Origin of the sequence: Methylobacterium sp. GXF4, from assembly GCF_000272495.1 — a bacterium.
GTDB lineage: Bacteria > Pseudomonadota > Alphaproteobacteria > Rhizobiales > Beijerinckiaceae > Methylobacterium > Methylobacterium brachiatum.
The window spans coordinates 110,117-122,425 of the sequence record NZ_AKFK01000053.1 but is presented as its reverse complement, the minus strand read 5'-3'; the positions used below and the strand labels follow the sequence as shown (position 1 = coordinate 122,425).

Here is a 12,309-nt window from a genome sequence, read left to right as displayed (position 1 = left end):
CGCCGCCCCCAACGGTGCCCCCGCCGCCAACGGTACCTCCACCGCCGCCCGCCGTGCCGAGGACGAGTCCGGTCCCAAGCAGCCCATCGCCTGGACCAGTCGTCCCGACCAAAACGCCTGTCCCGAGAATTCCGCCGCTGGTGGTACCGACGTTCAAGCCGGTACCGAGGGCACCGGTACCAAGATTCGTGGTGCCAACCGTCACGCCGGTCCCGAGGACGCCGCCACTGGAGGTACCGACGTTCAGGCCGGTGCCGAGGATGCCCGTCCCGGGATTGGTGGTGCCGACCGAGATCCCAGTTCCCAGAATACCGCCTCCGGTTGTATCGAGGGCACCTCGGAGAAGTTGTGCCTGCGCCGGCGCAACCATCGGAAGCGCGAACAGAGCGCTGGCGAGAAGGGGCGCGATGCGGCCGGCCGGCCGGCGCAGGGCAGCATTCGAGATCCGCTGCCCCGTCAGGGCGTCGGTCAGTTTACGCATCTGAGACTCCATTGCCGTGCGGCCCTGCTGGTCCCGCCGCGGTCCAGAAGTCCGGCGGGCGCTAGGCTGGTACAGACACAGCTTCTGGTAGAATGCTTAACATCAACTTTCGGTTGTATTTGTAATCGCAACTTCGCGTTCGGCGCGGCCTCCCCTGCCGAGCCGTGCCGGCGTGTCCGATCGCCTCAGAAAACCCGCCTTTTCGCAGCGATATCAACCCCGACCGTGGGTATAGCGGCCGAGCGAGCGCAGGCCGGAGGGAATGGACGCGTGATGGACGGGCAGGACAGGACCATCTTTGTGGCGGGCCATCGTGGGATGGTGGGCTCGGCGATCGTGCGCCGGCTGCGCGAGCTGGGCTACGAGCGGATCCTCACGGCGGACCGGCAGGCGTTGGATCTGCTCGATCAGGCCGCGGTCCGGGCCTTCTTCGCCACGCACCGCATCGACCAGGTCTACCTCGCCGCCGCCAAGGTCGGCGGCATCCACGCCAACAACACCTACCCGGCCGAGTTCATCCACGAGAACCTGCTGATCCAGTCGAACCTCATCCACGCCGCACACACGAGCGACGTCGACCGGCTGCTGTTCCTAGGTTCCTCCTGCATCTACCCGAAGCACGCGGAGCAGCCGATGCGCGAGGACGCGCTGCTGACCGGGCTGCTGGAGCCGACCAACGAGCCCTACGCGATCGCCAAGATCGCCGGGATCAAGATGTGCGAGAGCTACAACCGGCAGTACGGCCGGCGCTACCGCAGCGTGATGCCGACCAACCTGTACGGGCCCAACGACAACTTCCACCCGCAGAACGCCCATGTCCTGCCGGCGCTGATGCGGCGCCTGCACGAGGCGAGGCAGGAGGGCCGCCCCTCCGTCACGGTCTGGGGCACGGGTCGGGCGATGCGCGAGTTCCTGCATGTCGACGACATGGCCCGTGCCAGCGTGTTCGTGATGGAGCTGGACGACGCGGTCTACGCCGCCAACACCCGGCCGGACCTATCGCACATCAATGTCGGCACCGGCGCGGATTGCACCATCCGCGAGCTAGCCGAGGCCCTGGCGCGGGTGATCGGCTACGAAGGCCGGCTCGAGTTCGACGCGACCAAGCCGGACGGCACGCCGCGCAAGCTGATGGACGTGTCGCGCCTGCGCGCCATGGGCTGGCAGCCGGAAATCGGCCTGGAGCAGGGGCTGCGCCAGACCTATGGCTGGTTCCTCGAGAACCACGCCACGCTGCGCGGCTGATCACGTCCGCGGCAGGACATCCCAATCGGGCAGGAGAACCAGCATGGCCCCGCGGGCCCCTGACGATGCCGAGCAGGCGCGACGGCGCAAGTTCCTGCGCGACTTCCACACGTTCGATTCGAACATCCGCTTCCCGGCGCCCTACACCCAGTTCGCCGGCAAGCCGCTCGCGTCGGCGGCGGGACAGGGCTGGCGCTACGACGCGCTCGGCTATCGGAACGACAGCCATCCCGAGGCACGCCCCGCCTCCGAGACCCTGCGCGTCTTCGTGATCGGCGACAGTACGCTGGTCGACGGCCAGGTCTTCGCCGACACCATTCCGGGCCGCCTGGAGACCGGGCTGAAGCGCCTCCACGGCGAGGGCGCCCGCGTCTACAATTTCGGCGCGACCTCGGCCTGCCTGAACCAGATGATCGGGCTGATCACCACCCGGCTGATGGACCTTCAGCCGGACGTGATCTTCGTGCTGGGTGGCGCCACGGACATCTTCCAGCCGTGGAGCTTCGATCCGCGTGCCGGCTATCCGTACAATCACTTCGCCCAGGAAACGCTGTACGACTACTTCTTCAACACGACGAAGGTAAATGCGGAGGCCGAGGATCTGTCCTACGACAGCCTGCAGGCGCTGATCTTCGGCCGGCTCGACAACCTGCGGGCGCTGACGAACTGGCAGTCGGACATCTGGGAATGGGAGGTGGTGCGTCAGTTCGAGCTGGCGTTGAAGCGCCTCGCCCGCCTCTCCGGCGGCATCGGCGCGCCGGTGCGGTTCCTCCTGCAGCCGGCGGTCGTCCGCAAGACCGAGCGGATCGGTGACGAGCAGAGCGCGGCCTCGGGGGAATTCCTCGCCTATCTCGACCGGCAATACACCCGGATCGAGCAGGTGCTGGGCCGGCTCCAGGCGGATGGCCTGACGCAGGGATTGTTCACGACACGGGACCTCAGCCGGATCTTCGAATCCGACAGCCGCTTCCTGTTCACCGACATCGTGCACGTCACCTCCGAGGGCCGCCAGATGATGGCCGACCGCTTGGCCGCGGAGGTCGCGGACGTGCTCGGCCTTCCGTCCGAGGGATAGGCCGCGGTGACGCCGATCGTGTTCATCGGGGACTCGATCACCGAGGCCTGGGGCTTCCACCGCGCCGCGACCTTCGCGGCCCACGGCCTGATCCCGCGGGGCGGGTCCGGCCAGACGGCGCGCTGGATCACCATGCGATTCCGCCGCGACCTGGAGGAGACCGGCGCGCAGGGGGTTCATCTCCTGTGCGGGGTCAACGATATCGGTCGCAACGAGGGCTTCTTCGTCCCCGCCGACGAGATCGCACGGACGCTGGCCGGCATGCTCGACGAGGCCCGGGCGATGGGCGTGAAAGCCTGGGTCGGGTCGATCATGCCGGCCGCCCGGATCCCCTGGAACCCGGAGGTCCCGGACGCCCCGGCCATGATCGCCGCGGTGAACGCGTGGCTGCGGGACCACGCCCACGAGCACGGCGCGACCTTCATCGACTATCACGCGGTGCTGGCCGACGAATCCGGGGCGCTACGCCGGGCCTACACCACTGACGGCCTGCATCTCAGCCCGGCCGGCTACCAGGCGATCGAGCCGCTGATGCTGTCGGCGCTGGGGCGGGCGCCAGCGGTGGATTTGGCTCGGGTGTCCGGCGGTGGGAGGCTGCCGCCAATCAAAGGCCAGTACCTTGCGATGCTGGCTACCGTGGCGGCCATCGTAATCGCCGGCGTAGCCCTCATGCTGGCGCTGCGCTAACTGGAACGGGTCCGATCGCGCGCCTGCAAAGTGGCAGCACCGCTCAAGCTTCGAACCCGTCATTCCAGGGCCGCGAAGCGGAGCCGGGGATCCATAACGGCCGACGGCTCAAGTCCTGCACCGATCGCGGCTCTGGATTCCGGGCTCGCCTGCGGCGCCCCGGAATGACAGTGCTTTTTAAGCGATGGCCGCTGCCTTCAGGATTGTCCGGCCAGGCAAACAATCACACCCGTCGCACCGCCCCGTGGGCCGCGCTGGTGGTCAGCATCGCGTAGGCGCGCAGCGCCGTGCTGACCTTGCGCTTGCGCGGGCTCGCCGGTTGCCAGCCGGCGGCATCCTGCTCGGCGCGCCGCCGCTCCAGTTCGGCGGGCTCGACGTCGAGGCGGATGCTGCGGGCCGGGATGTCGATGGCGATGGTGTCGCCGTCGCGCACGAGACCGATCAGGCCGCCCTCCGCGGCTTCGGGAGAAACGTGGCCGATCGAGAGGCCGGAGGAACCGCCGGAAAAGCGCCCGTCGGTGACCAGCGCGCAGGCTTTGCCGAGGCCCTTCGATTTCAGGTAGCTCGTCGGATAGAGCATCTCCTGCATGCCGGGGCCGCCGCGCGGGCCCTCGTACCGGATCAGCACGACCTCGCCGGCAGTGACCTTGCCGTTGAGGATGCCGTCCACCGCCGCGTCCTGGCTCTCGAACACCCGGGCCCGTCCCTCGAAGGTCAGGATCGAGGCGTCGACGCCTGCGGTCTTCACGATGCAGCCCTGCTCGGCGAGGTTGCCGTAGAGCACCGCGAGACCGCCATCCTGCGAATAGGCATGGGCGGCATCGCGGATCACCCCGCCCTCCCGGTCGAGGTCCAGTTCGTCGAAGCGGGATTCCTGGCTGAACGCCACCTGGGTCGGCACGCCGCCAGGCGCGGCGCGGTAGAAGTTTTGGACCGAGGCACTGGTCGATCTGCGCACGTCCCAGCGAGCGAGCGCTTCACGAAGCGTCCCGGCAGCGACGTTGCCGGTCCCCGTGTCGATCAGACCGGCCCGGTCGAGCTCGCCCAGGATGCCCATGATCCCGCCGGCCCGATGGACATCCTCCATGTGAACATTAGCCACCGCCGGGGCGACCTTGCACAGGACCGGCACCCGCCGGGACAGCCGGTCGATATCGGCCATGGTGAACGGCACCTCGCCCTCGTGGGCGGCGGCCAGCAGGTGCAGCACCGTGTTGGTCGAGCCGCCCATGGCGATGTCGAGCGTCATCGCGTTCTCGAACGCCTGGAAGCTCGCCACCGCGCGGGGCAGCACGCTCGCATCGTCCTGCTCATAATGCCGGCGCGCGAGGTCCACGATCAGGTGGCCGGCCTCGACGAACAGGCGCTTGCGGTCGGCATGGGTCGCCAGCACCGAGCCGTTGCCCGGCAGGGCGAGCCCGAGGGCTTCGGTCAGGCAGTTCATCGAGTTCGCGGTGAACATGCCCGAGCAGGAGCCGCAGGTCGGGCAGGCCGAGCGCTCGATCACCTCGACATCGGCGTCCGAGATCCGGTCGTCGGCGGCCGCGATCATCGCGTCGACCAGATCGACCTTCTTAGCGATGCCGGGCAGCTGGACCTTGCCGGCCTCCATCGGGCCGCCCGAGACGAACACCGTCGGGATATTCAGCCGCAGGCAGGCCATCAGCATGCCGGGGGTGATCTTGTCGCAATTCGAGATGCACACCATCGCGTCGGCGCAGTGCGCGTTGACCATGTACTCGACGGAATCGGCGATCAGCTCCCGAGAGGGCAGCGAGTAGAGCATGCCGTCATGGCCCATCGCGATGCCGTCATCGACCGCGATGGTGTTGAACTCCTTGGCGACGCCGCCGGCCTTCTCGATCTCCCGGGCCACCAGCTGGCCGAGATCCTTCAGGTGGACGTGGCCGGGCACGAACTGGGTGAACGAGTTGACCACGGCGATGATCGGCTTGCCGAAATCGCCGTCCTTCATGCCGGTGGCGCGCCAGAGGCCGCGGGCGCCGGCCATGTTGCGGCCATGGGTCGTGGTGCGGGAACGATAGGCAGGCATCGCGCGGTTCAATCGGTTCAGAAGCGAATCTTTCAAAGGTAGGGGCTTCTGCGCCCGCCGCGCCGCCGCTGCAAGCGTCGCGCAAGCGGGTGCGACCGTGTCATGCTCCCGGCGGATACCGGGACGCGAGAGAGGCGAATCGTAGGATGAACCGAGTGGATTTCCTGCGGCGGGCCATCGACCAGGGTCAGGGCCGGACCGGGGCGGATCTCGTCCTCAAGGGCGGGCGCTTCCTCGACCTCGTTACCGGCGACCTCGTCGCCTCCGACATCGCCATCTGCGGCGACCGGATCGTCGGCACCTTCGGCAGCTATCGCGGCCGGCGCGAGGTGGACGTCTCCGGCAAGGTCGTGGTGCCGGGCTTCATCGACACCCACTTCCACGTCGAATCCTCGCTGATGCCGCCGCAGGAATTCGAGCGCTGCGTCCTGCCCCACGGCGTCACCACCGGTCTGTGCGACCCGCACGAGATGGCCAACGTGCTCGGCACCGACGCCTTCCGGTGGTTCCTGGCCTCGTCCGAGACCCTGGCGATGGATTTGCGGGTCCAGCTCTCCTCCTGCGTGCCGGCCACCGACCACCTCGAGACCTCGGGCGCGCGAATCGGCGCGGCGGACCTGCTGCCCTTCGCCGACCATCCGAAGGTGATCGGGCTCGCCGAGTTCATGAACTTTCCGGGCGTGCTCGCCGGGAACCCAGGCGCCCTGGAAAAACTCGCGGCGTTCCAGGGCCGCCTGATCGACGGCCACGCGCCGCTGCTGCGCGGCACCGCGCTCAACGGCTACATCGCCGCCGGTATCCGCACCGAGCACGAGGCGACCACGCCCGAAGAGGCGATGGAGAAGCTCTCAAAGGGCATGACCGTGCTGATCCGCGAGGGCTCGGTCTCCAAGGACCTCCACGCCCTGGCGCCGATCCTGACCGAGCGCACGGCTCCGTTCCTGGCCTTCTGCACCGACGACCGGAACCCCCTCGACATTGCCGAGGAGGGGCATCTCGACTACGTCATCCGCACGGCGATCGCGCTGGGCGCGCCGCCGCTGGCGGCCTACCGGGCGGCGTCGTGGTCGGCGGCCCGGGCGATCGGGCTGCACGATCGCGGGCTCGTAGCCCCGGGCCAGCGCGCCGACCTCGTCGTACTCGACGATCTTTTGGAGTGCCGGGTCGCGCAGGTGTTCAGCGCCGGGCGGCTCGTGGAGGATGCGTTGTTCGCGAATCGGCCGGCCATCCAGCCGATCGGCCGGGGCAGCCTGCGGGCGCGCCGGGTGACGGCGGCCGATTTTTCGGCCCCCGGCTCCGGGCCGTCGACGCCGGTGATCGGCGTGATGCCGGGCAAGATCATCACCCTGCGGCACGACCTGTCGCTGCCCTATGCGAACGGCGAGCGCCGGATCGACCTCGACCAGGACGTGATCAAGGTCGCGGTGGTCGAGCGCCACGGGAAGACCCCGCCGGGCGAGCACGGCATCGGCGTCGCCTTCGTGAAGGGGTTCGGCCTCAAGCGCGGAGCGATCGCCTCCTCGGTCGGGCATGACAGCCACAACGTGACAGTGGTCGGTGCCGACGATGCCGACATGGCCGTGGCGGTGAACCGGCTGGGCGAGATCGAGGGCGGCTTCGTCGTGGTCGAGGGCGGCCGGGTGCTCGCCGAGATCGCCCTGCCGGTCGCAGGGCTGATGAGCCTGCTGCCGTTCGATTCGATCCGCGCCGCGCTCGTGACCCTGCGGGCGGCGGCGCGCGGCCTCGGCGTGGTCCTGCCCGAGCCGTTCCTGCAGGTGGCGTTCCTGCCGCTGCCGGTGATCCCGCACCTGAAGATCACCGACAAGGGCCTTGTGGATGTCGACCGTTTCGCGCTGATCGATCCGTGAAATAGATTGCGCACAATCTACATCGGGACTATGCGTTGGATGCGCCGGCCCTAGATGCCGACTCTCTTCCTGTAACCGGAGATCGCCATGTCCGTAGACGTGAAGTACCGCACCAGTGCGACGGCCACCGGTGGCCGCGATGGCGCTGCCAAGACCGCTGACGGCAGCTTCGAGGTGAAGCTCGCGACCCCGAAGGAGCTCGGCGGCGCCGGCGGCCCGGGCGCGAACCCGGAGCAGCTCTTCGCCTCCGGCTACTCGGCCTGCTTCCTCGGCGCCATGAAGGCGGTCGCCCCCTCCCTGCAGCTCAAGGTTCCGGCCGACACCAGCGTCACCGCCGATGTCGGCATCGGCCCGCGCTCCGAGGGCGGCTTCGGCATCACCGCCGACCTGACGATCAGCCTTCCGGGCCTCGACCGCGCCGACGCGCAGAAGCTCGTGGACGCCGCCCACCAGGTCTGCCCGTACTCGAACGCCACCCGCGGCAACGTCGATGTCGGCCTGAAGCTCGCCTGAGCCGGGCCGTCTTTCGGCCCTTCTCCAACCCTCCCGCTTATCCTGAGGTGCGCGCGCGAAGCGCGCGCCTCGAAGGAGCCCTCCTTCGAGGGCGCGACCAGGCGGCGCCACCTCAGGATGAGGTCGTGGGTGGGTTATCTATGGGTCGGCAGCGCCCTCCCCGTCATTGCGAGCGCAGCGAAGCAACCTAGGAAGGCGCTACCGTCCGAGATCGCGCGCTGCACTGGGTTGCTTCGCGACGCTCGCGGTGACGACGCGATTCGTCCCCAAAAGTGGACGGTCTAAAAAAATTCTCAAGCCGCCTGCGCCCGCATGCAGACATGGCCGGCTTCATCCAGGGTCACGCCCTCGAACCCTTCCCCCGTCCGCCGCCCGCAGACCCGAAAGATCTGGTTGGCGGTCATCGGCGAGACGCCGCGATACGTGAAACTCCGCGGCACCTGCCCCAGCAGGGTCGCGGCGAGGTTCATCAGCAGCGTCGCCTGGATCGGGCCGTGGACCACGAGGTCGGCGTAGCCCTCCACCTGGGTCGCGTAGGGCTGGTCGTAGTGGAAGCGGTGGCCGTTGAAGGTCATGGCCGAGTAGCGAAACAGCAGCGTCGGCGTCGCCGGCACGGCCCAGACCTGCTCGTAGCCTGCCGCGTCGTCGCGCTCGGCGACCGACCCCGCGCCGCTCTGCGCCCCGGCGGCCTCCCGGTAGACGATGTCCTGCCGTTCCCGGATCGCCGGCCCGCGCGCCGTGGCGACCGCGTGCTCGACGGTGACGAAGCAGAGCCGGCCGCTGCGCCCCTCCTTGAAGGCCACGTCGCGCACGGTCTCGGTGCGGGTGACGAGGTCGCCCTCGCGCAACTCCGCCAGCGTCTCGACCTGCCCGCCGGCCCACATCCGTCGCGGCAGCGGTACCGGCGGCAGGAACCCGCCCTTGGCCGCGTGGCCGTCCGGCCCGAGGGCGTCGGCGGGCGGCGTCTCCGGGGCGAGGCACCAGTGCAGGGCCGGCGGCGCGGTACCCCCGGGACTCGGCGCCAGATGGGGCGCGAAGGTCGCGCGGAACTCGGCCAGCAGGCGCGGCGTGACGAGGTCCGAGGTCTCGCGGGTGCGGCCGATCCAGTCGGTGAGCTCGGTCATGTCAGTACGACCGCGGCAGGCCGAGGACGTGCTCGGACAGGTAGGCGAGGATCAGGTTCGTGGAGATCGGCGCGACCTGGTAGAGGCGCGTCTCGCGGAACTTGCGCTCGATGTCGTATTCCTCGGCGAAGCCGAACCCGCCATGGGTCTGGATGCAGGCATTGGCCGCCTCGAACGAGGCGTCGGCGGCGAGCATCTTGGCCATGTTGGCCTCCGCGCCCGGATTGGCGCCGGATTCGTAGAGGGTCAGCGCCTCGCGGACCATCAGCTCGGCGGCGCGCATGTTGGCGTAGGCTTTGGCGATCGGGAACTGCACGCCCTGGTTGGCGCCGATCGGCCGGCCGAACACCGACCGGTCCGACGCGTAGGCCCTCGCCTTGTCGATGAACCATTTGGCATCGCCGACGCATTCCGCGGCGATCAGGATGCGCTCGGCATTCATGCCGGACAGGATGTAGCGGAAGCCCCTGCCCTCCTCGCCGATCAGGTTCTCGGCCGGAACCCGGAGGTTGTCGAAGAACACCTCCGTGGTGGCGTGGTTCATCATGGTGCGGATCGGCCGAATGGTCAGGCCGTTGCCGATCGCTTCCCGCATGTCCACGAGGAGCACCGACAGGCCGTCGGTGCGCTTCATGCCGTCGGTCCTGGGCGTGGTGCGGGCCAGGAGCAGCATCAGGTCCGAATGCTCGGCCCGGCTGGTCCAGATCTTCTGGCCGTTGACGACGTACTGGTCGCCCTCGCGCCGGGCGGTGGTCTTCAGGCTGCCGGTATCGGTGCCGGAGGTCGGCTCGGTCACCCCGAAGGCCTGGAGGCGCAGGCGGCCCTCGGCGATGGCCGGCAAATAGGCCGCCTTCTGGGCCTCCGAGCCGTGCCGGAGCAGCGTGCCCATCGTGTACATCTGCGCGTGGCAGGCCCCGCCGTTGCAGCCCGCCCGCTGGACCTCCTCCAGGATCGCGGCGGCGGCCGAGAGCGGCAGGCCGGAGCCGCCATATTCCTCCGGGATCAGGACGGAGAGGTATCCGCTCGCGGTGAGCGCGTTCACGAACTCGGTCGGGTAGGCCATCTCCCGGTCGAGCGCGCGCCAGTACGGGCCGGGGAACCCGGCGCAGAGCTTGGCGACCGCCTCGCGGATCTCGGTATAGGCTTCCATCGCGCGCCTCAGGCCGTGCGGCCGCCATCGACCGGCAGGTCGACGCCGGTGATGAATTCGGCCTCGTCGGAGGCCAGGAACAGCGCCGCGGCGGCGATGTCCTCGGCCCGCGACATCCGCCCGAGGGGGATCGTCGCGATGAATTTCTCGCGGTTCTCCGGGGTGTCGGGCACGCCCATGAAATGCTCGAGCAGGGCGGTCGCGCCCATCACCGGGCAGAGGGCGTTCACCCGGATCTTCCAGGGCGCCAACTCGAGGGCCAGCGACTTCGAGGCGAGGCTCGCCGCCCCCTTGGAGGCGTTGTACCAGGTCAGCCCCGGGCGCGGCCGGAGCGCCGCCGTCGAGCTGACATTGAGGATCACGCCCCCGCCCTGGTCACGCATCAGCGGGGCGATCGTCCGGACGTAGTGGAAGATCGACTTCACGTTCACCCGGAACACCCGGTCGAACTCGTCCTCGGTCACCTCCAGCAGCGGCTTGTTGCGGTGCGTGGTGCCGGCATTGTTGACCAGGATGTGCGGGATGCCGAACCGCTCCCGGGTCTCGGCGACGCTGGCCTCGACATCGGCGGCCGATCCGACATCCGCGGCGATCGCGATGGCGTTCGCGCCGATGCCCGCAGCAACCCGCTCGGCCGCCGCCCGGTCGATATCCACGCAGGCGACCCGCGCCCCCTCGGCGGCGAACCGCTCGGCGATACCCGCGCCGAACCCGCTCCCGGCGCCTGTCACGAGCGCGATCTTTCCGTCGAGTCTCATGGTTTCCTCCCGAATTTTATTGCCTCAGTCGTTCAGCGTTCACTGATATCCGAGTTCCCCTCATCCTGAGGTGCGGACGCGCAGCGGTCGCCTTGAAGGAGCCCTCCAGGGATCGCGGCGGCATCTCGAGGCCTCTTTCGAGGCTCGCGCTTCGCGCGAGCACCTCAAGATGAGGTCGCATGTGGGTCTTCCGGTCCGACATGCCCTCACTCCCGAGCTCCGAACTCCCGGCGGATCCGCGCGCTGTGCTCGCCGATATCCGGCACGCGGCCGAGCGCGCGAACCTCGCCGTCGATCAGGACCGGCGGCGCGACGATGCGGGCGGTCCCCGCCGAGGTCTCGACCTCGGCGCGGACCAGGGCCGGATGGGTGGCGAGGTCGGCCAGGGTATTGACGAAGCCGTAGGCGGTTCCGGCGGCCTTGAGGCGGGCGGCGGCCTCGTCGCGGCTCAGCCGCACCAGGGCGGCGCCGACCCGCAAATCGACCTCGGCGCGGTTGGCCACCCGATCGTTGTTCGAAGCGAAATTATCCGCCCGGGCGAGATCCGGCTCGCCCAGGACCGAATCGCAGAAGCGCGCCCATTCGCGCTCGTTCTGGATCGAGATCAGCACGAGGCTGCCGTCGGCAGTCGGATAGGCGCCGTAGGGCGAGATCGACGGATGGGCCAGGCCAACCCGCTTCGGCTCCCGGCCGGTGCCTTCGAAGTAGAGGAGCGGCACGTTCATCCAGTCGGCCGCGCCGCTGAACAGGCTGACCTCGAGGGCGCAGCCTTCGCCGGAGATGGAACGGGCGATCAGCGCCTCCAGCACAGCCGCATGGGCGTTCATCCCGCAGGCGATGTCGCAGACCGAGACGCCGACGCGGCCCGGGCCGGCCGGGTGTCCGGTGATGCCGGCCATGCCGCTCTCGGCCTGCACCAGCAGATCGTAGGCCTTCATGTCGCTGTAGGCGTTGCCTGCGCCGTAGCCCGAGATATCGACCGTGATCAGGCGCGGGTGGCGCGTCCGCAGGTCCGCCGAGCCGAAGCCGGCGCGGGCGGCCGCGCCCGGGGCGAGGTTCTGCACGAACACGTCGGCCTCTTCGAGGATGGCGTGCAGCAGGCGGGCATCGTCCGGGTCCTTGATGTCGGCGACCAGGCTCTCCTTGCCGCGGTTGAGCCAGACGAAGTAGCTCGCCAGCCCGTTGACGGCGGAATCGTAGCCGCGGGCGAAATCCCCCTCCGGCCGCTCGATCTTGATCACCCGGGCGCCGGCATCGGCCAGCCGCGAGGTGCAGTAGGGCGCAGCGACCGCCTGCTCCAGGGCGAGAACGGTCAGCCCCTGCAACGGCCGGTTCACGCGCATCCCGGTTCCTCA

10 protein-coding genes and 1 pseudogene are annotated in these 12,309 nt (G+C 69.1%); 5 read left to right on the top strand and 6 right to left on the bottom strand.

All coding sequences use genetic code 11. The annotated features are described in order from the left end of the window. Positions 1 to 481: pseudogene (locus WYO_RS32025) on the bottom strand (hypothetical protein); the annotation flags it as partial. Between the two features lie 273 nt (positions 482 to 754). On the opposite strand from WYO_RS32025, the gene WYO_RS10785 reads away from it, so the two are divergent. Genes WYO_RS10785 through WYO_RS10775 form a run of 3 tightly spaced genes read left to right on the top strand, consistent with a single transcriptional unit; the run spans position 755 to position 3,488 of the window. Continuing rightward, positions 755 to 1,726 (top strand): GDP-L-fucose synthase, encoded by a 972-nt coding sequence (locus WYO_RS10785; RefSeq protein WP_007562199.1) that lies wholly within the window; start codon positions 755 to 757, stop codon positions 1,724 to 1,726. A gap of 43 nt (positions 1,727 to 1,769) precedes the next feature. Next, positions 1,770 to 2,801, top strand: a complete 1,032-nt coding sequence (locus tag WYO_RS10780) for a hypothetical protein (RefSeq protein ID WP_007562197.1) — start codon at positions 1,770 to 1,772, stop codon at positions 2,799 to 2,801. Positions 2,802 to 2,807: 6 nt separating this feature from the next. Then, positions 2,808 to 3,488, top strand: coding sequence for a GDSL-type esterase/lipase family protein (locus WYO_RS10775; protein WP_007562195.1), 681 nt, complete (start codon positions 2,808 to 2,810; stop codon positions 3,486 to 3,488). A gap of 223 nt (positions 3,489 to 3,711) precedes the next feature. Here the strand turns inward: WYO_RS10775 and ilvD are convergent, their stop codons facing one another. Then, positions 3,712 to 5,541, bottom strand: a complete 1,830-nt coding sequence (gene ilvD, locus WYO_RS10770) for a dihydroxy-acid dehydratase (protein WP_007562193.1) — start codon at positions 5,539 to 5,541, stop codon at positions 3,712 to 3,714. A 146-nt stretch (positions 5,542 to 5,687) separates the two neighbouring features. On the opposite strand from ilvD, the gene ade reads away from it, so the two are divergent. Continuing rightward, a complete protein-coding gene (ade, locus tag WYO_RS10765) occupies positions 5,688 to 7,409 on the top strand; it encodes an adenine deaminase (RefSeq protein ID WP_007562191.1) in 1,722 nt (573 codons plus the stop codon). 87 nt (positions 7,410 to 7,496) lie between these two features. Beyond that, complete coding sequence (locus tag WYO_RS10760; protein ID WP_007562189.1) at positions 7,497 to 7,922, top strand: organic hydroperoxide resistance protein; 426 nt, start codon at positions 7,497 to 7,499, stop codon at positions 7,920 to 7,922. 293 nt (positions 7,923 to 8,215) lie between these two features. On the opposite strand, the gene WYO_RS10755 is transcribed toward WYO_RS10760, so the two are convergent. From WYO_RS10755 to WYO_RS10740, 4 genes are all read right to left on the bottom strand, one after another. Further along, positions 8,216 to 9,046 (bottom strand): MaoC family dehydratase N-terminal domain-containing protein, encoded by an 831-nt coding sequence (locus WYO_RS10755; protein WP_007562187.1) that lies wholly within the window; start codon positions 9,044 to 9,046, stop codon positions 8,216 to 8,218. A gap of 1 nt (position 9,047) precedes the next feature. Then, on the bottom strand, positions 9,048 to 10,196 hold the full coding sequence (locus tag WYO_RS10750; RefSeq protein ID WP_007562185.1) for an acyl-CoA dehydrogenase family protein: 1,149 nt from the start codon (positions 10,194 to 10,196) through the stop codon (positions 9,048 to 9,050). A gap of 8 nt (positions 10,197 to 10,204) precedes the next feature. Beyond that, positions 10,205 to 10,954, bottom strand: coding sequence for a glucose 1-dehydrogenase (locus WYO_RS10745; RefSeq protein WP_007562183.1), 750 nt, complete (start codon positions 10,952 to 10,954; stop codon positions 10,205 to 10,207). Positions 10,955 to 11,160: 206 nt separating this feature from the next. Then, positions 11,161 to 12,297 (bottom strand): CaiB/BaiF CoA-transferase family protein, encoded by a 1,137-nt coding sequence (locus WYO_RS10740; protein ID WP_007562181.1) that lies wholly within the window; start codon positions 12,295 to 12,297, stop codon positions 11,161 to 11,163. Between the last annotated feature and the right edge of the window lie 12 nt (positions 12,298 to 12,309).